19 protein-coding genes are annotated in these 26,241 nt (G+C 49.4%); 9 read left to right on the top strand and 10 right to left on the bottom strand.

Going from position 1 to position 26,241, the window contains the following annotated elements; genetic code table 11:
• Positions 1–276: 276 nt before the first annotated feature.
• The 5 genes from Pla110_RS22985 to Pla110_RS12420 form a co-directional block, all read right to left on the bottom strand.
• Positions 277–1,959, bottom strand: a complete 1,683-nt coding sequence (locus tag Pla110_RS22985; RefSeq protein ID WP_144996068.1) for a hypothetical protein — start codon at positions 1,957–1,959, stop codon at positions 277–279.
• A gap of 723 nt (positions 1,960–2,682) precedes the next feature.
• The gene (locus Pla110_RS12405) at positions 2,683–4,068 is read right to left on the bottom strand and encodes a metal ABC transporter permease (protein ID WP_144996069.1); all 1,386 of its coding nucleotides are present in this window, start codon (positions 4,066–4,068) and stop codon (positions 2,683–2,685) included.
• Positions 4,069–4,145: 77 nt separating this feature from the next.
• Complete coding sequence (locus Pla110_RS12410) at positions 4,146–5,720, bottom strand: metal ABC transporter permease (protein WP_144996070.1); 1,575 nt, start codon at positions 5,718–5,720, stop codon at positions 4,146–4,148.
• A complete protein-coding gene (locus Pla110_RS12415; protein ID WP_144996071.1) occupies positions 5,717–6,508 on the bottom strand; it encodes a metal ABC transporter ATP-binding protein in 792 nt (263 codons plus the stop codon). The genes Pla110_RS12410 and Pla110_RS12415 overlap by 4 nt, the downstream gene beginning before the upstream one ends.
• Before the next feature lie 202 nt (positions 6,509–6,710).
• Positions 6,711–7,697, bottom strand: a complete 987-nt coding sequence (locus Pla110_RS12420) for a metal ABC transporter solute-binding protein, Zn/Mn family (protein ID WP_144996072.1) — start codon at positions 7,695–7,697, stop codon at positions 6,711–6,713.
• Positions 7,698–7,879: 182 nt separating this feature from the next.
• Here Pla110_RS12420 and Pla110_RS12425 point away from each other — a divergent pair, with 182 nt between their 5' ends.
• Positions 7,880–8,815 (top strand): transporter, encoded by a 936-nt coding sequence (locus Pla110_RS12425; protein WP_144996073.1) that lies wholly within the window; start codon positions 7,880–7,882, stop codon positions 8,813–8,815.
• A gap of 325 nt (positions 8,816–9,140) precedes the next feature.
• On the opposite strand, the gene Pla110_RS12430 is transcribed toward Pla110_RS12425, so the two are convergent.
• From Pla110_RS12430 to hpnH, 3 genes are all read right to left on the bottom strand, one after another.
• Positions 9,141–9,464, bottom strand: a complete 324-nt coding sequence (locus Pla110_RS12430) for a DUF6793 family protein (RefSeq protein WP_144996074.1) — start codon at positions 9,462–9,464, stop codon at positions 9,141–9,143.
• A gap of 299 nt (positions 9,465–9,763) precedes the next feature.
• On the bottom strand, positions 9,764–10,807 hold the full coding sequence (locus Pla110_RS12435; protein ID WP_144996075.1) for an amidohydrolase family protein: 1,044 nt from the start codon (positions 10,805–10,807) through the stop codon (positions 9,764–9,766).
• Positions 10,808–10,940: 133 nt separating this feature from the next.
• Positions 10,941–12,122 (bottom strand): adenosyl-hopene transferase HpnH, encoded by a 1,182-nt coding sequence (gene hpnH, locus Pla110_RS12440; RefSeq protein WP_144996076.1) that lies wholly within the window; start codon positions 12,120–12,122, stop codon positions 10,941–10,943.
• Between the two features lie 371 nt (positions 12,123–12,493).
• Between hpnH and Pla110_RS12445 the strand changes: the two genes are divergently transcribed.
• The 4 genes from Pla110_RS12445 to Pla110_RS12460 all read left to right on the top strand — a co-directional run bounded on the left by Pla110_RS12445 (position 12,494) and on the right by Pla110_RS12460 (position 17,812).
• Positions 12,494–14,707 (top strand): hypothetical protein, encoded by a 2,214-nt coding sequence (locus tag Pla110_RS12445; RefSeq protein ID WP_144996077.1) that lies wholly within the window; start codon positions 12,494–12,496, stop codon positions 14,705–14,707.
• Positions 14,708–14,753: 46 nt separating this feature from the next.
• Positions 14,754–15,656 carry an LbetaH domain-containing protein gene (locus Pla110_RS12450; RefSeq protein WP_144996078.1) on the top strand — a complete coding sequence of 301 codons (903 nt, stop codon included), beginning with the start codon at positions 14,754–14,756 and terminating at the stop codon, positions 15,654–15,656.
• A 158-nt stretch (positions 15,657–15,814) separates the two neighbouring features.
• Entirely contained in the window at positions 15,815–16,765 is a 951-nt protein-coding gene (locus Pla110_RS12455; protein WP_144996079.1) for a ketoacyl-ACP synthase III, read from the top strand.
• Between the two features lie 141 nt (positions 16,766–16,906).
• Positions 16,907–17,812, top strand: a complete 906-nt coding sequence (locus Pla110_RS12460; protein WP_197440168.1) for an alpha/beta hydrolase — start codon at positions 16,907–16,909, stop codon at positions 17,810–17,812.
• Positions 17,813–17,842: 30 nt separating this feature from the next.
• Here the strand turns inward: Pla110_RS12460 and Pla110_RS12465 are convergent, their stop codons facing one another.
• Complete coding sequence (locus Pla110_RS12465) at positions 17,843–19,723, bottom strand: M20/M25/M40 family metallo-hydrolase (protein WP_197440169.1); 1,881 nt, start codon at positions 19,721–19,723, stop codon at positions 17,843–17,845.
• Between the two features lie 523 nt (positions 19,724–20,246).
• On the opposite strand from Pla110_RS12465, the gene Pla110_RS12470 reads away from it, so the two are divergent.
• The 4 genes from Pla110_RS12470 to Pla110_RS12485 all read left to right on the top strand — a co-directional run bounded on the left by Pla110_RS12470 (position 20,247) and on the right by Pla110_RS12485 (position 25,034).
• Positions 20,247–21,197, top strand: a complete 951-nt coding sequence (locus Pla110_RS12470) for an efflux RND transporter periplasmic adaptor subunit (RefSeq protein WP_197440170.1) — start codon at positions 20,247–20,249, stop codon at positions 21,195–21,197.
• A 78-nt stretch (positions 21,198–21,275) separates the two neighbouring features.
• Entirely contained in the window at positions 21,276–23,501 is a 2,226-nt protein-coding gene (locus Pla110_RS12475; RefSeq protein ID WP_144996083.1) for a biotin/lipoyl-binding protein, read from the top strand.
• A 250-nt stretch (positions 23,502–23,751) separates the two neighbouring features.
• Positions 23,752–24,102: a DUF3467 domain-containing protein gene (locus tag Pla110_RS12480; RefSeq protein WP_144996084.1), complete on the top strand. Its 351-nt coding sequence runs from the start codon at positions 23,752–23,754 to the stop codon at positions 24,100–24,102.
• A 152-nt stretch (positions 24,103–24,254) separates the two neighbouring features.
• Positions 24,255–25,034, top strand: coding sequence for a DUF3467 domain-containing protein (locus Pla110_RS12485; RefSeq protein ID WP_144996085.1), 780 nt, complete (start codon positions 24,255–24,257; stop codon positions 25,032–25,034).
• 41 nt (positions 25,035–25,075) lie between these two features.
• Here the strand turns inward: Pla110_RS12485 and queA are convergent, their stop codons facing one another.
• A complete protein-coding gene (gene queA, locus Pla110_RS12490; RefSeq protein WP_144996086.1) occupies positions 25,076–26,149 on the bottom strand; it encodes a tRNA preQ1(34) S-adenosylmethionine ribosyltransferase-isomerase QueA in 1,074 nt (357 codons plus the stop codon).
• Positions 26,150–26,241 lie beyond the last annotated feature (92 nt).

Genomic DNA, 26,241 nt, shown 5'->3' on the forward strand with positions numbered 1-26,241 from the left:
TCTATCTTAGACGGTGCCGAGAGGGATGTCGAATCATCTCACTTTGTATTCTGCCGTGATTCAATATCCGGATTTAGAGCAGATTTTCGTATTGAATGTGTGCTTGCGATTGAAACGAAAAAACCTGCCTATTCTCGCACAAGGCGGAATAGGCAGGTTCTACATTAACTGATCTAACCTTCACACGGCTGCAGATGAATTCCACCTCTTCTGAATCAGCCGATTAGTTCAGCTTTCTGATTGTTTGATCAAATATTAATTGATCAGAAAGATGCTCTAAAAATCAGCCTTCGGTTTTTCATCTTCTTTAGACTTTTTCTCTTTAGAACCTTTTCCTTTTTTACCTTTAGGACCTTTTTCTCCTTTAGGTCCACGAGGAGATTTGAACTCTTCTTTGGAAATAGTGCCGTCACTGTCTTTGTCCAGTTTGGCAAGTCGTTCCTTCATGCGTTCCGGAAGTTCGGCTTCGCTGAGTTTTCCGTCCTCGTCTTTATCCAGTCGTTTGAAGAAACCTTCCGCCCGGTCTTTCCCACTCATGCGGGGTCCGCGGCCTTCTGGTTTTTCCATTTCTTTTCCTTGCTTACGACCATGCATTCCTTTACCGCCACGCATGCCTCTATGGTGCATTCCCATACGTCCTTCTCCGCGGTGATGTCCATCTCTCTTGCCCATTCGGCCTTGGCGACGTCCATGCTCGGATTTGTCGTGATCAATTTTGGGTTTGCCGATCAGCTCAGGAATACTGACCTGACCATCTTCATCTTTGTCGAGTTCAGCAAACATCTCAGCAGCTTTGGAAAGCTCTTCCTTGCTCAGTTTTTTATCTTCGTTGGTATCAAGCGTGTTTAAGAGTCCCCCTTCAAATGTCGGAGGATGATGAGAGAAACGTCCAAAGTGCCCAGGTCCACGGCCCATTCCCGCGTAATGACCGCCACGATGTCCTCGACCGCTGAAGTGTCCGTATCCACGGCCCTGAGAATCTCGGTGTCCTCTGGCATATCGAGAACCATGTCCGCGATCTCCACGGCCCCAGTGTCCGCGACCACGATCACCCCGTTCTCCGTATCCTCGATCACCATGGCCGCGTTCACCATGACCACGACGAGAATAGCGGTGATGCCCACGTTCGGAGCGATGATCTCCACGACCACGCATCCCATGCTTGCGATCGCCTTTACCTTCTCCTTTTTCCATACGTGCTTTCATATGGGCCTGCATCCGTTCTTTCATTTGTTCGAATGCCGCTTTGAGATCGTCAGCAGTAACTTCCGTCTGCCCTTCTTTGAGCATCCGTTGCATACGCTCGGGAATCTCTTCACCCGTCAGTTTGCCATCTTCATCCTTGTCGTGATGTTTGATGATCTCTTCAGGTGCAGGAGGTTTCATACGACCGAATCCAGGACGACCTTTGCCCTCCGGTTTCATCGCTTTAACTCCCTCTTGTTTTCCTTTGCCTTTATTACCTTTTTTCCCTTCAGGCTTTCCCTGTCGGGCTTTCTTCCTGCCTTCTTCTTTAGCCTTTTTCTTTTCAGCTTTTTTATCGGTATTTTCTGCTTCCGCTTTGTTTGTGTCCGTTTTTTCAGCGGCTGGTTTGGCTTCTACAGGCTTGGCTTCTTCCGCCTTTGTTTCTTCTGGTTTTGCCTCTTCCGTTTTGGCTTCCTCAGGTTTGGCTTCCTCTGCGGCAGCTTCATCCTGATTTAATGCCAATACGAATTCGTCCTGGCTGAGCGAACCATTCTTGTCCGTATCACCACGCAACATGAGTTGAGTCAGGAAGCGTTCCTTCTCGGGGGCAACTTCATCCGAAGTCAGTTGACCATCCGCATTCCCGTCGAGGGATGCAAACAGTTCCGCGTCCTGTGCCGCTTTTGAATCGGCATCAGCGAATACGGACTGACCTCCCATTGTCAGCACCAGCAATCCCAAACCGAGCGTACCGGCCGTTTTTGTGAATTTCATCTTTGTATCTCCTTTTGACCTTTCTGTTGATCGCAACAGAAAGCACACGGGGGTTATTCAATAGAAGTTGATCATTCCCTGGTCCTGACCGTTTCCATACTTGGATCGATACCAATATCGAAAGGACCTTCCTCAGCCCAAACAAGCATTATTCAGCAGTTTCGAGATTGCTCGTTTGCGTGGGTGAACTAACTACTAAACCCAGCCGAGTAACGAAAGTAGCGGCCTGATTTTCAAAATATTATTTTGCCTGGCTCATAATTTTTTGGATCTAAAGGAGACAATTTCCTCCTCCCTCGTTTTTTGAACCGACACGCCAGACCAGAACATTTGACCACGCACTGTCTTAAGCGCATAAAAAAAGGGCAGCCCCGAGGTTGTGAAAGGAGACGAAAGTGCAGGGGCCGCCCCGAAAGTAAATTATAAAAGGGTTTCGTCAATTAGCGAATTGACTGGAATTGTTTGTGGTTCTTCAAAGCGAGCTGAAGAACTCAACCACCAAGAGTCTATGCAAACAATTTCTCCTTTTAAGTGAGATGCTTCAAGCCCGCCCGAGAGGGTCCCTTCGCGTATAGCGAGACCGGAAAAACTGCCCGACTACTCCCTCAGCCGGTATCCCCGTTACTTCTACTATCGCCGATTTATATTCACATTCAAGAAGAATTTACGGAAAATTTATCAAATTGGATTTCCGTTCCATTTTCCTATAGACAGTGTCGAATTTTATCGTTCCTCTGGGATCGACGAACCATGGGGATCATCCTCGGGCTGGTCTAGTTCGCTCGCCAGCTTGCTTCTTGCCGCAGCATCCATGAAGTGCTCTGCTCGGTGGGCCGATTCGTGGTATTGATCTTCTGCAACGGCAAAGTGTCTCGCGACATAACTCTCCCACAGGCGATGTGACCGGACGAGCCTTCGCCCTACCACCCTGCCAGATTCAGTAAGCGCGTATTCGGTCTCAGCGGCGTTCAACCGAAGTTGCCCTTTCTTGAGCAAAGCTCTCAGGGAAAACCAGTTCACAATTCGATCTTCGTTAACGGCCAGTTGAAAGAGCCGGCTAACTTCTGCCGACGAGACATCAGTTTCCTCAAGTCGATATAGAATTCCCAATAAGTCTTCAGCATGAATTCGAATCGCCAGCCGCCATTGAGCAAGCCACTTTGAAATTAATCCATAACGCGGTGCCACGATCGTTACCAGACTGAACAACAACAGACTCATTACGGCCATCATACCGGAGGTGCTTACCCCCTTCACTTCGGTATAACCAAGTGACTGGAACATCATGGGGACAACCGTGATGGCGGAGTAATGCCCCAACAACGCCGTCAGAAACGCAACGCCCAGACTAATAAAAATCATACGATGCAGTTGCGTTGTCATCAGATAGGCCGACGCGGACGGGGCGATCAACATCGCAACCACTAAAATACTTCCGACCGACTCGAACGCGACGATTAATGTCATCGCGGTGCTGCACATTAATCCGTAGTGAATCAACCGGGATCGAAAACCAAGGACATCGGCCAGAGCCGGATCAAAGGTACTGATGGTCAGTTCTTTATAAAACAAAAACAATAGAATCAGGTTGAGACCCAACACCAATCCGTTTTGTACGGCCGCCACAGGAATCGACGTATCACCCCACTGATCCCAGTAGGCCAATTCAACCACGCCATAAAGAACGCAACGAGTATCGATATGTACGTTATCAGCGACACCACGCAGCAGTACCAATCCGAGGGCAAACAAAGAGGTATAGACCACACCCAGCGAGGTAGAGCTTTCCACGCGCCCCAATTTCTGGATCCACTCCGTCAGCAGAGAACAGAGTAAGCCGACGACCAGGGCGCCGACAAAATATAGCATGCGAGCCCCGCTGAGCAGAGTTTCGTTTGAAATTAACCCTAGATGCTGAAACAGTTGAGCTGTCAGAAAAGCGCCGACCACTCCCAACAGAACGGCGTGACTTAACGCATCGCCCATCATGCTCTGTCGCCGCAGCAGGAGATAGTTCCCAGGCAGTGCGCACGACATTGAAGCCAGGGCGGCGATAATCACCGTCCAGGTATCGAGCATCTGCCAATCGGGAACAAGCTGTCCAAACATGTTCGGGGTTCCGTTCACTCCCAGTAAAGATATCTTTAATTGTTAAACGAACAAAAGCGGTGACGTCTTTGCACTCGTCATGTCGCTGACGCTTCTGGTCCTGCAGGAATCTGATGCGGACTCGGCATCGGAGGAAATTGTTCTGCTTGAGATTTCATGATCGCTTCCAGTTCTTCAATCATCTCCGGGCCGAGAGCATGTTCAATCCGGTCCGCCGATCGATCTACCCGGCTTGTCGCAATGTCGGCATGTTTCATTAGATAGATTTCCCACAACCGATGGTTTCTGACCACTCGCGTCGCAAAATCGACCCCGCTACTTGTCAGTCGAAACTGATCTGTCCCATGAGCTTCTAACAGGTCTTCAGACCGAGCACTTTTCATCAGGCGATGCAATCGATGCTGCGACCATGACCTTTTTGCCAGCAGGTCCTCCAGCGAAACCAACTCGCTCAGATACGTATCTCGCTGTAGCCGGGCCTCGCCCTGTAACCTCTGTTCGATGATTTCATAAAAAGCGCGAATCAAGTCCTGCAATCCGATTTGAGTTTGAACCTTCCGTTCGACCAGAAGACGGCGCAGGACACCGCTCTCTTTCCCAAACATCAGGCTGAATAAAAAGACGAGCGTTCCGCAAAGGACAATAACGGCTCCAGCGGACAGGCGTGGAAACATCGAACTCAGCAGAATTCCCAGCATCGAACTGAGCCCTCCCATGACTGCCGCCACGATCAGCATTTTGTTGATTTGATTCGTCCAGAACCGGGCCGCCGCGGGAGGGATAATCAACAGCGCGACGACCAACAACATGCCGACACTCTGCATCCCGATCACACAAACGGAGACGACAAGCCCCATCAGTGCGAGGTCCAGTAAACCCACTGGCCATCCCCGGGCCGAAGTATATTCTTCGTCGAAACAAAGAATCGTCAGTTCCTTGCGTAAGAAAGTCGCTGTCACCAACAAGACGAGAGAAACGGCGCCAATCAGCCAGACATCGGAAGCGAGCATCGATGCCGCTTTACCAAAAATAAACTGATCCAAACCGGCCGCATTTCCCTGAGGTATTTTCTGAATTGCCGTAAACAGAACGATCCCCAGCCCGAATAACCCACTGAGAATGATGGCCTGAGCAGCGTCTTCTTTGATACGGGGGATTCGACGAAACAACAAAGTCCCGACCACGCCTAGTGTTCCTGAAACAAATGCCCCTGCCAACAAACCGGGAACAGACTTCCCCGTCCCAGGGGAAATCGCTTCCATTATCAAAAAAGCGCACGCAATACCGGGAAGTGCGGAGTGTCCAATGACATCGCCTACGAGTGCGCGTTGACGTAACACCATGAATGTCCCGATGACTCCTGCGCAGATTCCCAACAGGACTGTTCCCAGCAAGACGACGCGAGTGTTGTAATCTCGTAATGTAATAGTTCGTACTAACCTGTCCCCAAAACTCTGAGGTTTCCTGTCTAGAAACGACGGCACGAGGCTTTTCTGTGCAACGACTTGCTTTTCAAACGAGCTATCTGAAAGGCCATTTTTTTCCTGAGCCCCTGCCGAAGTCGTACCACTAATGATCGCCACTATGAGAAACAGAATAGCGAGAAACCCGGTCTTATTTTCGAGCTGAGTGAATCGACGTCTGAAAGTCATTTCGGACGGTCTCCCGACAGATGCATTGTCTGTCCGAGTTGATCCAAGAGCGACAATTTGCCTCCAAAAGTCTTGCGAAGATTCTCTTCCGTGAAAACCTCCTGTACTGGTCCCGTAGCGACCAACCTCATGTTCAACAGAATGATTTCGTCAAAATATTCGGGGATCGTCTGCAGGTCATGATGGACGACAATGGCTGTCTTCCCCTGGGAGCGGATTTCACGCAATAGATTTATGATGGCCCGCTCCGTCGCCGCATCGACACCCGCAAAGGGTTCGTCCATCAAGTAGAGATCCGCCTTCTGAGCCAGTGCCCGCGCTAGAAAGACACGCTGTTGCTGACCACCAGAGAGCTGATTGATCTGTCGATCAGCATAGTCGGCCATACCGACGCGTTCCAGACTTTCGCGAGCCTGTTTCCGGAACTTACGAGTAACGGGACGGAACCAACCAATTTTGTGATAAAGCCCCATTGCAGCGACCTGGAGCGCATTGATCGGAAAATCCCAGTCAACAGAATTCCTTTGCGGTACATAACTGACCCGCTCGCGCTGCTCGCGATACTCCTTGCCGAAGAATTGAACTTCTCCCGAAGCCCTGGGGATCAGTCCGAGCGCTGCTTTCAGCATGGTCGTTTTGCCGGAACCATTCGGTCCCACGATTGCAATCAACTTACCAGGAGGAGCATCGTAGTCGATGTCCCACAAGACTGGCCGGCGATGGTACGCCACGGTCATATCGTGAATGGAAAGAGGAGCCTGAGGCGAATGTCCTGTGCTGGTATTCATACAGAATAATTCAACAATCAAAATGAGAATTCAAAACTCTAAATCTAACCAAAACATGGTGAGTGACTTCCGCGGTGAGCTCGTGGCATCACTGCTGCCCTCCTCTAATGTACGACAGCAAACGCTCGTTTTTCAAGTTGCAGTATAGAGCATCCGAAGGGTCTCCATAAATCCACGGCGTTAGATCCTCCGGTATGAATCGCTAGTCCTGCTTGAGCTTTCCGTTCAATCCGCCTGCGGGAACTTTTCCTCCTAATGCCTGAGAAATGATCGTCACATTGTGATCAATCATACCGATGTACGTGCCCTCATAGGTTCCCGTTTCTCCCATGGCGTCTGAATATAAACTGCCACCGATCTCAACTGTCCATCCTCTGTTAGCTGCCCCTTCAATTAATGCGCGGATATTGTTCTGAGCAACGCTCGACTCGACGAAGATCGCCTTGATTTTACGTTCGACAATAAAATCGACCAGTTTATTAATGTCATCGACGCCGGCGGCGGACTCCGTCGTAATTCCCTGTACTCCCAGTACCGTCATACCATAAGCATCTCCAAAGTAGCCAAACGCATCGTGCGCGGTAACCAATACGCGTTGTTCTGCCGGAATCGATTCGATCGACGTCACTGCGTATTCCGCCAATGCATCCAGCTGCAGGGAGTAGGCGTCCCAATTATGCTGATAGACCTCGGCATGTTCCGGGTCGAGTTCTGTCATCTTCTCAACCACATATTGACCGGCTTCTTTCCACAGGCTTATGTTCATCCACACGTGTGGGTCGGGGTGACCCGCAAACTCGGGGGGCTCGCGTAATTTTTCGTGATCCACCTCCGCAGTAACGGCAAAGATGGGTTTCCCCTGACGATTGACTTGTTCGAAAATCTCCGCCATCCGTCCCTCCAGCATCAATCCAGAGTAAAAGACGATGTCTGCCTGGCTCAATTGAACGGCGTCTTCCCGCAAAGGTTGATGCAGATGCGGATCGACAGCCGGACCCATCAGTCCTACGACTTCAGCCCTATCCCCCACGATCTCTCGGACGATATCAGTCACCATTCCGGTAGTGGTGACAATTTTGAGTTTGCCACTCGCTGAAAGGTTGTCCACATTTGAGGAACCATCGCAACCGGAGAACATCACAAAACACAACAACAAGTAAGTTAGAGCGAGAAACGTTGAGGATTTCATAGAAATTCCATTATTCGATGAGGAAGCTACGCGAATTCAACAAAGTCACGACCGACAAAAAGCCGAAACATTAGCTATTCAAAATTATTTATTTTTGACTACCTAAAACAATAGTAAGTATAACAAAACAGCTTAAATCTGCAAGCCTCTTAGATTGTCTCCCAACAAGAATTGTTCAATCCATGCTTATTACACGATCATTTGTACATATTTATTCCTTGCTGGCATTCTGTGGAATGCTTGCCTTCGACAATCTCCAACTGAAGGCTGACGAACGGTTTTATTACGGTGAAGCACTTGAGGGCGTCTCACGCTTATCCTTCGATAATTCTTCTTCTGGTAAGACGCTCTGGAACTGGGGCAACCCCATCGAGCAGTACAATGGACTAGCGGAGCCACTGGTAACCGACCGCCCCGACTTTACAGAAGCCTCCTCGACCGTTGGTAAGGGGGTCACTCAACTCGAGTTCGGATACACCTACGGTTACAATAGCGATGGTGGAGAAAGTGGAAAGAGTCACACATTTGGTGAGCCACTTTTACGCCATGGATTGTATGCCGACTGGTTAGAATTAAGAGTCGGTCTTGCACCGATACAGGAATCAACCAGAAGCCAGGGAAACAAAACGACAACGTCGGGATTGGAAGACCTCTACCTTGGCTTCAAAGTCGCCCTCACCTCACAGGATCAATTCCTGCCGGAGATGGCTCTGATTCCGCAAATGACTGTCCCCACGGGTAGCGAAGCCTTTTCCGACGACCGGGTATTGCCGGGTGCGAACTGGATCTATAGCTGGGAACTCACAGATACAATCAGTACTGCCGGAAGTACTCAGTTCAACATCGCGGTCGACGAAGAGACTGCATCAAGCTACACGGAATGGGCGCAATCCTGGACGGTCGCCACCAGCCTGAGCGATAAGACTGGTATGTATACGGAATGGTTTGCCTTCTTCCCGGACGATGCCGATACCGCACAGGTAGAGCACTACCTGAACGGCGGTTTCACCTATTTAGTCAATGACGACATCCAATTGGATGTCCGCGCGGGCACCGGCTTAAACGGAGCAGCGGAAGACTTCTTCACAGGTGTCGGTATGTCGATTCGATTTCCGTAAAGAAGCTTCTTGAAAGTCATCCTGAAACCTTTTGATGGGTAAAAATGACTCTTGTTTAGCAAGCTTTAAGAGAGCCACAATCAGGTTTCAGGAAGGGTTCTAACACAACGCAGCCAATGCGCGGGGGCTGTCGAATTCGGTAAGCCCAGTAAAAGAAGAGGCGGTCTGCTATGAAAAATGTAATTTCATCGCCAGTCCCTCTCTTGTGCAGAGAGAAGTGACAAAAGAGCAGAACGGCACTACAGGCATTTCGAATCGTCCAATCAAACGTCCGAGATGCGTTTCGATAGAAACTATATTGCCCGTATAATCGGGAAGAGCCTCTCTACCAACCCAGCGACATATTTGTTTCAATCGCCCGTTGGGCTTCCTGCATGTCTGATCCCGTATCCAGCATGTATAGCCGAATCGCATGAATCTTGTCGCCGCTGGCCCGGCTGAGACAGTCACGAGCGGTGTCGCAAGGTTCGGCTTGGGACTCAATCCCCAGTAGACTTTTAGAGATAACCCAGATGTCACGAGGTCGTTTGGTAACTCGAACGACTTCTTCATCCGGGTAATGCTCGCCGGCAATATCACGTGCCTCGTCGGTCGAATCTGCCCAACCAATCATGATGTGTTGATTGGTTTCGATTTCATACAGTGGCATAGCAGCATCCTTTCGAAATGTTCGGAAAACTATTTTAGAGGTGATGTTTCACACATTGATGCTGAAGTGAATTAAATGGTGGTTCATTCGTTTATCGATTCAGGATCCTCTGATTCGCTCCCTCATTCAATTCCAAGTTTAGTCTCTGAAATATCGGTGAAGCAAGGAATCTCTCGGCGAAATTAATGACTCCCACAAATGTTTGAAAACAAGAGACACGATGTTGACAGCTTGACCCAAGCCTCCCAAGCTGAAACAGAAATTCACTTAGGAAAACAACTTTCTACACTCCCCTGTCCTCAGGCCGTTCCAAACTGCCACAGTTTGTAGGCATTCTCACCCAGGATTTTCCGTTTGTCATCATCGTTCAGAAACGAAAGATGTTTACGAACCAGATCCAACTCTTCTTCAACTTTGGGCCTCTGGTAGTGGGCTCTCGAACTTCCGGGAAAACCCGTCCCCCACATTAAACGTTCGGCACCAAAGGCATCAAATACCTGTTTCACCACAGGAACGCTATCAGTATACGGATACTCTTTGGTCAGAGAGATCGAGCTCATTTCAGATAATTTGCAATACACCTGAGGATATTGAGCGAGCCGAAGCAATTTCTCCAGTTCCTCGGCTGTGTTCTCTTTTCCAAGCTCCAAGTAAGCAAAGTGGTCGATGGCCACCTTCACTTCGGGATACTCCTTGATCATTTCTTCGAGTTTCGGCAACTGGTGCGTTTTAATAAAGAAATTAAAGACGGCCCCCAAGTCTGCCGCGCACTGCCACATTTGATGATGAGCAGGCGAAGTGATCCAATCTTCTTTATCCTCATAGTAAATCGCACTCATGCGCATTCCATGCAGACCCCGTTGTTCAATCCAATAGGAAAACTTCTCGGCCACATTGGGGTCTTCCGGATCGATCAGTCCCTGCGTACGAAAACGATCCGGGTACTTTGCCTGGACATCGGCGACATACGAATTGTCCCAACCATGATAGATGACTTGAACAAGCACGCAGTAATCGATTCCATGCTGATCCATCTCTTCGATCAGCATTTCCGCCGAGCCTTCGACATCTGGCTCTTTGGTCCCTTCTTTAACCGGATACTTTGCAAAATCGTTGGCCCAGATATGCATGTGGGTATCAACGATTGGCGAAGGGGAAGGAGTCGCGTCTGAATCGATCTCACTAATTCCAGTGATTGTTTCGTCGGAAGATTTTCCACAACCAGCCAAACCAAACATCGTGGTCGCTGCTAAACTGTTGAGCAAGAATTCACGGCGTGAACTAGCAGAGGTGTACAGGTCAGGAATAGGCTGGTTAGAAAAAGAGTTGGGAGGGAGAGGCATAGCGATATCGACCTTCGCATAAAGGAAATGCAGGGATCGATTCAACCAGATAAGAAAGCGCGCAGAAAATGTAACTGGACAATCGATTCATGATCGGAGGAGCTGGCCAGTATACCGGATCTATCAACTAGTTTCACACCTTCGGATGCGAATCCACATCCAACTGCACCAGCATTTCCGCTTGGGGTTCTACCGACGATTGTCGTGGTCTTGGCCCCTGACCAGAGCCACAAGGTTTACCATCGGCAACCGGCAGAGCCACATGCGAACTGGTCGCGAGCGCTGCTTGAGGCTTCGTTTTCCATGGCCCGAACATCGTCAACCGAGCCGTTGCCATAAAACCCTGGAGCGAATTGAAAGTGGCATCGACAGCAGAAGGTTCGTAACCACAGTGGACCATACAGTTCTGGCATTTTTCGTTCCCGCTCGCACGACCATAAGCAGACCACTCCGTTGTTTCAAGTAGTTCTTGAAATGAGTCCACGTATCCTTCGTCGAGCAGATAGCAAGGTTTCTGCCAACCAAACAGGTTGAACGTCGGGTTGCCCCACGGTGTACACTCCAGTTTCCAGTTCCCTTTCAGGAATTCCAGAAACAGAGGCGACTGATTGAATACCCAACTTTTTTTCTGATTATGGAAAATGCGTTGGAAGAGCGAATGCGTTTGTTCGCGTATCAGAAAGTGCTCCTGATCGGGTGCCTTTTCATATGGATAACCGGGAGAGACCATCATCCCTTCAATCCCCATCTCCGTCAGCGTATCGAACATTCCACGGATACTGTCAGGATCGACGGTATTATAAAGGGTGGTGTTGGTAGTCACTCGAAAACCGGCGGCGATGGCTTCTCGGATCGCCTCGATAGCAACATCGTAAATGCCATCTCGACAGACAGCGGCATCATGCTCTTCGCGCGGACCATCCAAGTGAACGGAAAAACTGAGGTACTTCGACGGTTTGAATCGGTGCAGATTCTTTTTAAGTAGGATGGCGTTAGTACAAAGATAAATGTACTTCTTTCGCTCAACCAGTCCTTCGACAATTTTGTCGATCTCCGGATGTAACAGAGGCTCGCCTCCCGGTATCGACACCATCGGAGCGCCGCATTCGTCGACTGCTTGTAAACACTGTTCCGGGGAAAGATGCTGTTTCAGAATTTCTTTCGGATGCTGAATTTTTCCGCAACCGGCGCAGGCCAAGTTACAGCGGAACAAAGGTTCCAGCATCAGCACCAGAGGATATCGTTTGTTGCCACGTAGTCGCTGCCCCAGCACATAGCTGGCAACACGCCACATCTGAGATAAGGGAACTCCCATGAATCGCCTCCCTGCGAAATGTTTAAATCGACGGTTCTCTCTGGTCTAATCACAAACAGGTAGAATTTGATCCAACATTTCGCGTTATCTGTCCCGTAAACCAGTTATGATACATGCGTTATGCTCCTGTTGCGCACGAAAGTCAGGTTTTGTTGTAGCATTTCAGATTGTCGGTGTCTGCGCTGGTCTTGATATGCATTCGACAAATCTGTGAATGAATTTGGCCGAGAACAACAGTCTCTGCTTTTAATCCCTCCTGATAATCCAGTATCATGGCGTTTCTGTCTATCTCTCTGTCATTTCAGGACATAGCGCATATTCTTCATCATATCCCAGATCCATCATATCCTAGACTGTGATTCTGCTTTCTTATGAATACTTTTGCCGCTCTCATGCCCTACTCCCGGTACGTCGACATGCTCAGTCGCGATTTACCGGGTGTTTTCTGGAAACTTGGACTACTCCTGATTCTCGGCCTGCTGTTTGTAGCATCGGGTGTTTACTTGCCGATGTTCTTAAGTAGAAAAAAAACAACTGACACGCCAAAAAGTGAATCCGATCAGTCTGGCTTCTCGCTCACCACGTTCGTCTCGCTCAGTCTTCTTGGCGGGATTGCCAACTGTCTGCTCTGGTGGCTTGTTTCTTACCACATCACGAAATCAATGTGGCCGGGAATGATTGCCACGTTACCTTTGACCGGGTGGGGAATCTATCAGGCGATCCGACACTGCCCCTGCGATTTAAAACGAACACAACAAACTCCACTGATCGTTGTGACCCTCATCGCACTCATATTGGGAATTTGGCATTTCGGTCCAGTCGCAAATGAGTTGCCCCCCAACGTTGGAAGCGAGAATGGCCCCAAGCGGTTAATCCCCTTCAACGATCTCTATGGAGACGTTGGCTCTCACGTTCTGGCCTCATCGCTCATTCAAGAATACGGCCTACCTCTAGTGGATGTTTATGGCTCGCCAGAGAACAAATTCTCCGCTTTCGGCTATGTCGGTCACTCTACACTCATCTCCGGATGCGCTTCCCTGACTCAGCAGGACCCCTACATCGTTTCCTGCACTCTCTGGATCCTAGCCTACCTGATGACCGGGTGGCTCGCATTGTGTTGCGTCGAGCGTTACCAATTCTCCAGCGACATTGTGATTGCAGCGGGAATCGTTCCGCTTTTCTGGGGACAAATCGATATCCCCAACTTCCGTATGTTATTTACCCCATCGACGATCACGAATTTCCAGGGCCTTCAAAGTTCAGTTTCTGGAATGCAATACCACAATTTCTCTCAGGCACTCTCTGTCGTTTTCGGCCTCGGATTTCTGTTCTGCTACCAAGGATATCAAGAATCCTCACGATCAACTCGTTGGTGGTTAGCAGGTTTATTATGCCTGATTGTATCAGCCTGGATTAACCCCACCCTGTTTGTTCTGCTGACTCCTGCGTTACTGATTTGCATGATTCTCAACCGGAGTAAATTGAGTGAATGGATTACATTCGTTGGCTTTCTCGCATTCGGATTGTTTATCTACAGCCTATCCAAGTTATTCGACGATGTCCCTTCGGGTCATGTATGGTTCCTCACGGTGACTCATGAGCAGTTCGCTAGCGAGATCATTCCATTACAGTGGATTCCCTTCCTTAAATACTGGGGATTCGCATTGGGTGTTGGGCTGATTCTCATCGTCTTTCGCGCCAAAACATTATTGACTGACCTGAAATCGAAACAGTTTTTTAACTGGGCCGATTTGATCCTGTTAGCAACTCTGGGAAGCTTGTTGTTTGCTCTCCTGTTTCGAGAAACGGCAGACGATGCCGGTTATTCTCTGAGACAACCCTACTTGGGCTGGGGGATCACCGGCTCAATTACGACGCTTTCCTGTTTTCTAGTTGTCTGGCTCGCCAGAGATACTGAATGGCGAGAGAAATTGGGAATTCCCAGCTGGCTTAGAACCGTGGGAATCGTGCTGGTAACAATTCAGTTGCTTAACGGCATTATTTACTCGGTGGTCTATCCCCTTTCGTACCCGCGTATCGCCACAATAGAAAATAAAGAGCTATTAATATCCGCCTACAAGAACTCGAGCGCAGGAGATCGGTTTATGATTGATCCTGATCTACTGGAGGAGTTCGTTTTCAAAACTATCCCGACAGCAGAAAATGTCCCGCAGATTAGTGTAGAACCTCAAGTCCTGTACGATCTGGTCCCTTATCTGCAACGTCCCGTGGCGATGAACTTGTCAACAGTTTCTGCTGAAGAGCGAAGAAATATGGAAGCTTGGTTCCAATTCTGCCGGCGATCCGAACCAGAAGAACTTCTAACACTCGTCGAACACGTGAACCAACGAAACGCACTCATTATCAAATCGAACCGTATTTCCGCCCAGGAGATACTGCAGGTCAACGGTTGGTCGAAGAAAACCGATTTAAGCGACAAGTACCAACTTTGGTTGAGAAAAGAGAACCCAAATTCTCCCGCTGAAGTGGAATCGGCTAGCGTTCCCACTGCTGGTACGGAAGAAAATGAAACTGAGGAAGAACCCGTTGACTTGCAGAATCCCGATCAGAATGCCACGCAATAACGCGATCTAATATTCTCTCACTCCATCCACTATTTGACAGAGCTTTATGAAACCGCACCGGTTACTAACTCTTAACAATGTCATCGCCCGCATAGAGCCGGTGGCGAGTGCGCTGGAGTTGCATGGGGAATCTTATCAGACAGGCGTAGCACAAACGAGTTTTTGTGACACTGACCATCAGAATTCGGTTGCACTTGCCACAAACCATGGCTGGCTAAAACTAGCTGTGGATAATGACGCCGTTTCACTTATACTGACCACACCACGGATTGCTCGCCTGAAATCTAATAATTTCCCCAAACCTCTGTTACTCTGTGATAATCTGGAAGAAGTTTTTTACTACTTGCACAATCAGGCTCTGCATGAAACAACTTTCGTATCTCCCGCAGTCGAAAGACATCAAGAGATCGCTCCCAGCGTCAATGTTCATCCGTCAGCTGTTCTGGAAGGCGAGATCGTGATTGCCGAAAATGTCCAAGTCGGACCTTTCTGCTTCTTGCAAGGCCCGTTATTCATTGGGGGAAGGTACTCTAGTACAAGATTTCTGTTCCATTGGAAACGATGGGTTGTTAATAAAAAAAGTCAGAGAAGTCACCAACAAGTCAAACACTTTGGCGGTGTCCGTATCGGAGCGAACTGCCAGATATTCTCGGGCACTCGGATCGCTAAATCTGCTATCTTCCAATCAGATACTGTTCTTGAAGATGAAGTTTCCTGTGGAGAAGAAGTCGTCATCGGACACGATGCCCGAATTCAGTCAGAATCAATAGTTGCCGCCGCAGCAGCCATTTCAGGTAAAGCCTGTATCGGACCCAGCTGTTGGATTGGAGCGGGGAGTTTGATTGCTGACTCGGTGCAGGTTGGTCATCATTCCTCAGTAAAAGAGGGGGGTGGTTGTCATTCAGTCCATGGAACCTCATTACACCGTCTCAGGAAATATCGCACGTGAACACCATCGAACACTAAGCGATTAGCTGCAATAGAACTCTCATTTAACAACACTGGAGCTTCAGGAGGATTCAACTGCTCCACAAAAATAAATTAGATTAGCATGTCATTCAGCATCTGAGGATCACTCGCCGAATCGACACAGAACTGGTTGAAGATATGAGCAAATCTGGAATTGAGGCGATTGGCAAGTACATTCCACCGTCTCGAATTGACGTCGCCGAACTCGGATATAAGTTCGATGCGAAACCGGATTTCATTCGCAGAAAAATTGGTTTCGAAAAACTAGCACGAAAGGCATCAGACGAAGAATGTTCCGATCTTTGCGTCAAAGCATTCGAAGACGTTGCCAATCGGATCTCCTTTCCAATCTCGGAATTGGACTGCATCGTCGTCGTGACTCAAAACCCGGATTCCGGAGCGATTCCTCACGCCGCAGCTCTCGTTCACCGAAAAATTGACGCGCCACCGCAAGTGGCCTGCTTTGATATATCACTCGGTTGCACCGGATTTGTGCATGGATTGTCGGTCGTGCTTGGCTTCATGCGCGAGAATAACTTACAACGGGGACTCTTTTTTACTTCCGATCCTTATTCCGCGATTATGGATCCCGAGGACCGCGACACCGCAATGTTATTCGGAGATGCAGCAACCTGCACTGTAATCTCTCCTTCGGCAGTCTATACCGTAGGTAAATCCAGCTTCGCGACAGACAGCCAGTATTCAGAGGCCATTCGAACAGATAAGTGGGGCGGCAAACTGAGTATGGATGGGAATCTCGTTTTTCGATCTGTGAGTATGACAGTCCCTGGATTGATCCAACGAAACCTCAAGCTGAATGGCTTGAGTCTAGAAGAAGTCGATCTTTGTCTGCTACATCAGGGAAGCAAATTCATCGTTGACACCGTTCGTAGTTTGCTTCATTTGGACGAACAGAAAGTCCCATTTCAAGCGGGCTCCATCGGTAACACAGTCAGTTCATCCATCCCGTTGATGTTGTACGATGTCCTCGCGACGAATGATCAACCTGACCGAATTCTCCTTGCCGGATTCGGCGTTGGTTTATCCGCAGTCGCCACCGTGATAACTCATTCCAGCATCGATTTATGATGAGTACACATAAGGCTCACCTTCTCCTCCCTATATCGTTCGAACAGATACCGGTCTTGCAAACCAACGATCCGATTAGTTCAACATCACTATCTTAGATTCTCCCACTTACATTTTCCTATTGAAACTCAGGACATGTTCATGCGACATCTTTTGCTTTCTTTCTCACTCTTTGCTTTCACTCTCCCGGCCTTGTCTGCCGCCGAGCCGATCAATACCTATAACGGAGTGACCAAGCCACTCTGGGAAGGTGCCGCTCCCCATGCGAAAGGGACTACGCCTGCTGATATTCCCGAACTGACGCTCCATGTTCCTCCTGCAGACAAAAAAACAGACAGTGCCGTCATCGTCTTTCCTGGCGGTGGCTACGGTCACACTGCAATCACCTATGAAGGACACGACGTCGCAGACTGGTTTAACCAGCGAGGTGTCACCGCCTACGTGTTGCGTTACCGGCATTCTCCCAACTACCAACACCCCGTTCCCATGCTTGATGCACAGCATGCGATTCGCATCGCCCGTAGCCGAGCCGAGGAACTGGGGTACAATCCGCGTAAGATTGGCGTACTCGGGTTTTCCGCTGGTGGTCATCTCGCTTCCACAGTCGCGACGCATTTTGACGAAGGCGATGCATCCAGCACAGATGTTATCGAACAGCAAAGTAGCCGTCCCGATTTCGCTGTTCTGGTTTATCCAGTCGTCACGATGCAAGATGATTTCACTCACCAGGGAAGCCGTAAGAATTTACTAGGTACTAACCCCGATCCGGAGCTGATCGAAAATCTGTCCAACGAACGACAGATCACTCCCGAGACTCCCCCCACATTTCTCGTTCACACCAACGGGGATACGGGCGTCGCCGCAGAGAACAGCGTGCAGTTCTACCTGGCGCTTCGAAAAGTGAATGTCCCCGCCGAACTACACATCTATGAAGAAGGACGACATGGTCTCGGTTTTGGACGTCGCCCCAATACACCGGAAGCCTTCACCCAATGGCCGATCGCTCTGGAAAACTGGCTGAAGGTACACGAGCTCGTTGAGAAGTAGTCTCCCGCAATGGCGATGACTCAGGCGGGATCAGTTTCCGCCTGAGGATCCCAAGGTGATCTGAAGCTGGACTTCTTCCTGTTCGTCTGAACCCGCCTTTTTACGTTCGACAATGACGGTAACGGTCTCCTTCGGTTTGTAACGGCGAAGTCCGTCAGTGAGGCCCTGAATATCGGCGACTTTAATCTCGCCAAACTTCACAATGATATCCCCTGCCTGAAGCCCACCCGTTTCAGCAGGGGATTTTTCTTTGACTCCGTTGAGTAGCAGCCCCTCAACATCGGCCGTGTAGTTCGGTGAAATCCCCAAGTAGGCCATCCCTCCACCACCCCCATGTGGTGACGCCTGTTTCTCTGTTTTCACGTATTCTGGTGCCTGATCCAGATTGAGAATCTTGTCGAACAGAGTCATCGTATAGCTGACAATTTTCTCCATTCCCTCGATGTTCAACGTTTCGAAATCATCGCTAGGCGTGTGATATTCCTGCGTGAAACCACTGAAGAAATGGAAACAGGGAATTTCATTTCGGAAAAAGCTGTAATGGTCGCTCGCCCCCATGACCCCTTCGATCTTATTGAGTTTCAACTTCGTATCGAGATTCGCCGCTTCGACAAGCTCATCGAACTCTTTCGCGGTCCCCGTACCGTAGACGGTCAATTCGTTCTCTTTCAGATTGCCTACCATATCGAAGTTGAACATCGCGATGGTCTCCTCCAGGGGAATCAGTGGATTCTCAACATAATAGTCACTCCCCAGCAGTCCCCGTTCCTCAGCGGTAAAAGCTATAAAGACCACCCGCCTTGGTAATAAACTACGGCGCATCGCAATGCGACGAGCCATCTCCAAAAGAGCCGCCGTTCCCGAGGCATTGTCATCGGCACCATTGTGAATCGCGGTGACACCTTGCGCGAGAGAGCCCATGCCTCCGTACCCTAGATGGTCGTAATGAGCACCGATCACGATCGTTTCCTCTGCGTGAGGACCATGGCCGGGTAAAACACCGGCGACATTATAAACCTTCGCATATTCCTTCTCGAATTCGACTTCAACGGTGGCTGTCAACGCGCCCAGTGGTTGAGAAATCGCTTTCAGGTTCTGATCCAATTCCTTTTCGACTTCATCCAGAGTCGTTAATCGAGCACCGGCAGACGACTTCAACTCCGACTGTTTCAAAAGATTATTGAACACGTCTTGTGTAATTTGTACGAACGGAATGTCAAAAGAAGAGCGACCGAACTTATCTGCCGTGGCGAATTCATCTTGTTTCTCGCGAGTGGTGAAAGGAGGGTTCACAAACAGTACGGCCAAGGCTCCCTGATCCTGTGCCAGTTTAAGCTTAGTACGAATATAAGCATGTGAGGTCGTTTCTGTTCCTTCAAACACAGAGTCTTCGTTATTCTGCTGTGGCTCATACCGCAGCATTACGAGAATCTTGCCTTTGACATTCTGTTCGGCATAATCGTCGTACTGATAATCGGTCGCCTGGATCCCATATCCGACAAAAAACAAATCGCCTTTTACCAGTCCCGATCCACCAATCGTGTAAGGCTGAAAGTCAGTGCCAAGAGTCAGAGGAGTTGTCTCACCCGCCGCATCCAAAATCGTCAGTTCAGTTTTTTCTTTGTTTGCAAAGACGGAATCCGGAATTTGCAAATTCTGAAAATAAGAACCATCCTCAACCGCACTTTGGATTCCCAGCTTCTTGAACTCATTACGGATATATTCGGCCGCTTTATCCAACCCCTGGGTCCCAATCCCTCGACCTTCCAGTTCATCGGAAGAGAGATATTTGACATCGGCACCCATTCGCGAAATCATCGCTTCATTCGCGACCGCTTCCGTCAGTAGCAGCGATGCCGTGATGAACAGGCAGACCAGAAACGAACGTGCAAAATGTCCGAGATTCAACATGAAGTTATCCTTGGGAGTAAACCTTGCAGGGCAAAGATATGAATAAGTCGGCTTTGATCGACCAGTCGGGCAATCACAACCTGACATCGCATTGTTCCGCTTCCGGATGCACTCGTCAAGCCGCCCGTTGATCCCATCAATCCGGGCGATCCTCCCGATTGGGGTTCCTTACAGTGAACAAAGTCTATTTAATCCATTCATGCACGAAGGAGAGTGTGAATTCGCTACTGAACCCGCATATATCTGTTCCCCCGCGTTCGATCCGTCGATAAAATCAGGTAACTTTGCAACAGGTTTCCCGGCTTGTACTCTTCTCACAACAGTTTGGGAGTTCTCCGCCTGATTCGGTTAGGAGAATATTACCGGTTATTATCAAAGGTAGTGATAGTTCTATCCGGTCCTCGGGTGTCGGGTCGCACTCACTCCGCATTTCTCATCCCGATTTCTGAGCCTAACGGGGCGACGTTTTATAACTTTGGAGAACTGGAAGATGCAGCGAAAGCTTTATCTAGGATTGGCACTCATGCTCAGCCTAGCAATCGGTTCCCTAACCGGGTTTCCGACTGTGCACAGTCAGGAGCGGCAACCCGCGATCGAATTGCCTCCCAACTCTGAGATCACATCTCTGGAAAAAGAATATCTTTTCTCCAATCAAGATGACGAAATTGCAGACATCGCTCCTAACAGCCCCGGTTACATGATCGCGAAACGTTGCTGGGTAGAAAACTTGACTCAAAATCGAGCCATCCTGGCTTTCGAACGCCCAGGTGTCATCGATTACATCGAACCTCGGGAAGGTGATGAAATCGAAGCCGGGACCATCGTCGGTCATCTGAAAGACGATCTCGCACAGGCCCAACATGCCATCAATGTGATGGAAGCGACAAACACCGTCGACAAACGATACGCTGAAAAAGCATTCCTTGTCGCCAGAGAAAAACATAAAAGCGCGGTGGGAGTGAACGAACGTATTAAAGGAACAATCCCCGACACTGAAATCCGCGAACTCAAACTCGATTCCGAACGTTCCGAGCTTCAAATCGAACAGGCAGATCACAAGAAAACTGTTGCCGAACTCACCGCTGCAGAATCGGCTGTCCAATTAGAGACCTATGACCTTGAAGCCCCTTTCACCGGGACCGTCATCAAAGTCTACAAATCGCAGGGAGAGGCAGTCGGTCAGGGAGACCCAGTGATCGAGATTTTGAATATCGACACCGTCCGTGTAAACGGTTGGATTACGCGCGACCGAGCACAGAAGATCAGACGAGGCAATAAAGTTCTCGTCAAATTGCTGCTGGACAACTCCGAAGAGAAATTCCCTGGCAGTGACAAAACGTTGGAAGGCAAAATTCAATTCGTCGACATGAAGACGGTTGGAGTTCGAGGCTATGTCCAAGTCTATGCCGATGTCTTTAACGAAGACCGCCTGCTGCTTCCCGGTTCCGCTGTGGCGATGAAAGTCCTCGAATAACAGAACGCATTTTTCTCACTTTGTTTAAACACATGCTTTCTTCCGTGACCACCCCTCTCCATAGGCGATATCGTTCCCATGCTGAATTCAATTGATTCATCCATGGTCTCGTCCAGCCAGCGGCCAATTCCATTTAAGATTCGGCCCGACCTGATTGTGAAACGGGTTGAATATCGTGGAATTCCTTCTTGGGTTATTAAAGACCCCGTCGGACTGAAGTATCACCGGCTCGACCCGGAACAATATCGCTGCCTGCAGTTGCTGAACGGTGAACGGAACTTGGAACAGATTGAGAAAGCACTCTGCGAAGAGTTCCCGTCCCTGCACCTGCAATTGCAAGACGTGCAGGGTTTGGTAACAGAGCTACACAAGAAAAACATCGTCTTTAGTGACCGCCCCGGTCAAGGTGCGGCGCTGCTTGAAATCCAACGCGAGCAAGACAAGAAGAAACGCTGGAACCTCGTCAAGAACCTACTTTATCTTCGATTACCTGGTTGGGACCCCGAGCCCACGTTGCGGTATCTGTACCCCTATATTCGATTTTGTTTTAACCAGAAATTTATCTTTTTCACTTCGTTGTTTATCGCTTCGTCGTGGATATTACTGCTAGTGAATTTCAGTACATTTCAGGCCAAGCTTCCCGAGTTCCAACAGTTCTTCGGATGGCCTAACCTGATCTACTTGTGGATCACGTTGGCGCTCACCAAGGTGCTACACGAATTCGGGCATGGAATGAGTTGCCTCCATTTCGGCGGCGAGTGCCACGAAATGGGAGTCATGCTGCTCGTCTTTTCGCCGACGTTGTATTGCGACGTGACCGACAGCTGGATGATGCGGAACAAGTGGCATCGGATTATCATTGGAGCAGCAGGAATGATAGTCGAGATCTTTATCTCGGCGATTACGATATATATCTGGTGGTTCACCCAACCCGGATTATTGCATCACCTCGCTTTGAATATCTTCTTCGTCACCACCATTACGACCGTCGTCTTTAACGCCAACCCCCTGATGCGTTTTGACGGTTACTACATGTTGAGCGACCTGCTGGAGATTCCCAACCTGCGTCCCAAAGCCGATAAAACACTTCGGGAAAAGTTTGCCTGGTATTGTCTCGGAATCGAACCAAAACCAGACAGAACAATGCCCACCTCGGGCCGTCTCTGGTTTATACTGTTTGCAATCACTGCCTGGCTTTATCGCTGGGTTGTCGTCTTTGGTATTACCTTATTCCTCTATACTGTCCTCAAACCTTACGACCTGCAGAGCATCGGTATTGCGATGGCTTTCATGTCCGTAATCAGCATTTTCTGGGGAATGGGACAGGCTTGCTACCAGATTCTTATGGCACCTCGACAAGAACCAATCAGTTACGTCCGCCTCGGCTTCAGCCTGTCAGTGCTGACGGCTATCGTCGTCGCCGCACTCATGATCCCAATTCCTTGGCATCTTGAGTCCCCCGTCCTGCTGGAACCTGCCGATCTCAAACACGTTTACACCAAAACGGATGGTGTGATCGAGGAGATCCTCGTGCAGCCAGGCGACACGGTCGAAGTGGGTGACGTATTAATGCGGTTATCCAACATTCAGAAAAAGATGGAACTGCAGCAATATAAGACAGAGCTGAAAGAAATTGAAATTCGAATTCGTACCGCCGACCAGGCCGGCAACCTGGATCAGGAAAACTACCTGCTCGACAGTCGAAAAAACCTGATCACATTGATCAACCAGCTCGAACAACAATTCAAACAGTTGGAAATCACCGCTCCCATTTCGGGTCAAATCATCGCGCCACCAAGAGCTCCTGTTCCTAAAGTCGATCCAATGAGGAATCAACTCGCCCGCTGGACCGGAACTCCGCTCGATTCGGCCAACTTACAAGCTTACCTCGAACCAAAAACTCATTTGCTTAGTATTGCTCCCGGTTCCGACTATGTTGCGCAAATGGTCATCGATCAGGAACAACGAAACGACCTGCATCTGGATGAAGAAGTCGAAATCAAATTCGACCACCTTCCTCACGAAATCTATCTCGCCCACGTATCAGAAATTGCCGATCGCCCTCTGGAAGTGGCCCCCGAGGCACTGTCGAACAAAGCGGGAGGCCAGCTGGCCACCGTCACGGACGAACAAGGGAACGAGCGACTTCAAAACCCGTCCTATCTTGCCTTGGTGGACCTGAACGAGGATGTCGATCTGTTACGCACCGGATTACGCGGCCAGGCACGGTTTCTCGTGGACGAGCGAACGGCGGGCCAGTGGCTGTGGAAGTACATTCGAAGCACCTTCCATTTCCGTTTGTAAATCAACCATTTCTCAACTCGGCAAACACATCCAGATTTTCGTAACCCTACCGAGAAAGTTCCTTAACTGGTTGAACCGGCAGAAGGTAGCGTGTAAGGTGTACATTCGATAGCATTCGTGAATCACTAAAGCATCTTTAAGAATTCATCGCTTCACTATCCTTTGGCATTCGCGTATTTCCTATCTCACTGTTCAAAACTCTTACTGTTTTTTCTCAGACGTTATCAAACCTTGATCAGGACAATCCACGATGAGTACAGCTGACGATACACCTCAACCAGAAGCCGCCGCGACCCCCGAAGGTGAAGCTCGACAGGCTCCGACAATTACTGTTGATGATTCCGAAGTGAATGCGGGTTATGCCAACTTCTGCCGAGTCTCCAGCACCCCCGAAGAAATGATTCTGGATCTGGGATTAAACCCTAACCCATACGGTGCGGCTAACACGAACATCAAAGTCAATCAGCGCATCATCATGAATCATTATACTGCCAAACGCCTTCTGGGTGCATTAGGTGCCGCCGTCCAACGGCACGAAGGTGCCTTTGGTGTACTCGAAACAGATGTACGCAAACGAGTCAAAGAAGCTGGTCAGAAATAAAACCGTGGGAAACTCACGGTAAGAATATTTACGGGCTATTATTTACAGGCCCGATAACGAAGGGAGCAGTCCGCAGCTGTGGGCTGCTTTTTTTATAGACAGACGCTAAGGTGGAACGAGGTCCATCCCCAACACGCAGGAACAGATTCAATATGACCAGTGACCCTAATCCCTTTGAACCGGCCCCCGAGGATAAAGGGCCGAACCAGCCGATGTCCCACGAGATTCGACATAGCCAGGCATCCGCTCTGGTTCCCGAACAGATCGCGACCGGCGTCTACAGTACCGGCGCCATGGTCTTTCAAGGGTCACACGAATTCGTTCTCGATTTCATGATGCGGCTCGGTAAACCTCACCAACTCGTGGCCCGAATTATCCTCGCCCCGTCGGTCATTCCGAGTATTCTGCGTGCATTGAAATCCAATCTGGATTCGTTCGACAAACAGTTCCATCCCGAGAAAACTCAATCTTCTAAGTCGAACGTCCCTCAGGAAGGAAACCAGGAATCAGACACGACATCACCAGCAGTATCCGAACACCAAGTCGGCTCAGGAGTACCGGGAAGTTCGGAATCGATCGTGAATCCGAATCCGGGTGCAAAAGTCCAAAACCCAGGTCCAGAGGAACAGACTCAGCAAATCGAAGATTTATACTCTGAACTGAAAATTCCGTCCGAGGTCATGTCGGGACAGTATGCGAACGCTGTACTGATTGGTCATTCGGCAAATGAAATCTCGTTTGATTTCATTACGACATTTTTTCCTCGCTCCGCTGTTGCCAGTCGTATTCACATGGCGATTCCGACAGCCCGCCGACTGCTTGATTCCCTAGCGCAGGCACACCGGCAATATCTCCAGCGCCAGAAGCCCTCTTCTCCGCCACCATCTCCCGATCCGCCGGAACAAGAGCCTCCCTCTGGGCCGATTGTTTGAGTGGATTGGGAATATCGAGTGCGCTCCGTGATTTTGTCTGATTACAAAATCAGCATCGCATCGCCGTAACTGAAGAAGCGGTACTCTTTATTAATCGCAACTTTATATGCTTGGCTGATGAGCTTATTCCCCGCGAGCGCACTCACCAGCACCAGCAGTGTCGACTTGGGAAGGTGAAAGTTAGTCAGTAACTGATCGACAGTACGAAACTCGTAAGGTGGACGGATGAAAAGATCTGTTTCACCTATCCAGGGTTTCAGTTCCCCTTCCTGGGAAGCGGACTCCAGAGTTCGCACAGTCGTCGTTCCGACTGCCACAATTTTCCCGCCGGAAGCTTTCGTTCGCTGAATCACTTCGACCGTCTCGGCCGGTACTTCACACCACTCAGCGTGCATTTGATGGTCTTCCAATCGCTCCACTTTCATCGGTCGAAACGTTCCCAAACCGACATGCAAAGTTACTGACGTGACTTCAATCCCCCGTTGTCGGCATTGATCAAGCAGTTCCGGAGTGAAATGTAATCCCGCTGTTGGAGCCGCAACCGATCCAGGTTCCTCTGCGTAGGTCGTCTGGTATCGTTCCCGATCGAACGGTTTTTCGCCTTCCCGTTTGATATAGGGAGGTAACGGCATTGCCCCATAAACGTCTAACAATTCCAGAAATGGAGTTTCGCTGCGAGGCCGCATCGTCCAGCTTCCTTCTTCCGAGTTGCGTTCGATCAACTCCAGCTCCAATAGTGGGATATCTGGATTCGCTTCTTCGCCTTCTTTGCCCGCAGGAGTAATGCTAATCGTCTCACCGGGCTGAATTTTGCCCCGTGTCTGACCAATCACGCGCCAGGCTCCCCCTTCGGCTTGACCAAGATAGAGCCCTTCCCATTTGCCTTCGGTCGAGGTTCGATACCCTTGCAGCTTTGCCGGGATGACGCGGGTATTGTTGATGACCAGACAGTCACCCGGTTGCAGCAATCCTGGCAATTGCGTGATACCATGATGCTCGAAAAGTCCCGTATCTCGCCGAATCACCATCAGTTTCGCCGAAGTTCGCTCTTCCGGTGGGGCTGAAGCGATCAATCGCTGTGGCAATGTATATTCGTAGTCGCTGATTAATTCCATCGGCTATGATAAAGTCCTGTAAGTGTTGATGCCCTTAAAAGGTCAACGCTGTTAAGTAATATTAGTGGGAAAACATGTGATATCAGGCGATA

This window comes from Polystyrenella longa (genome assembly GCF_007750395.1).
In the GTDB taxonomy this organism is placed as follows: domain Bacteria; phylum Planctomycetota; class Planctomycetia; order Planctomycetales; family Planctomycetaceae; genus Polystyrenella; species Polystyrenella longa.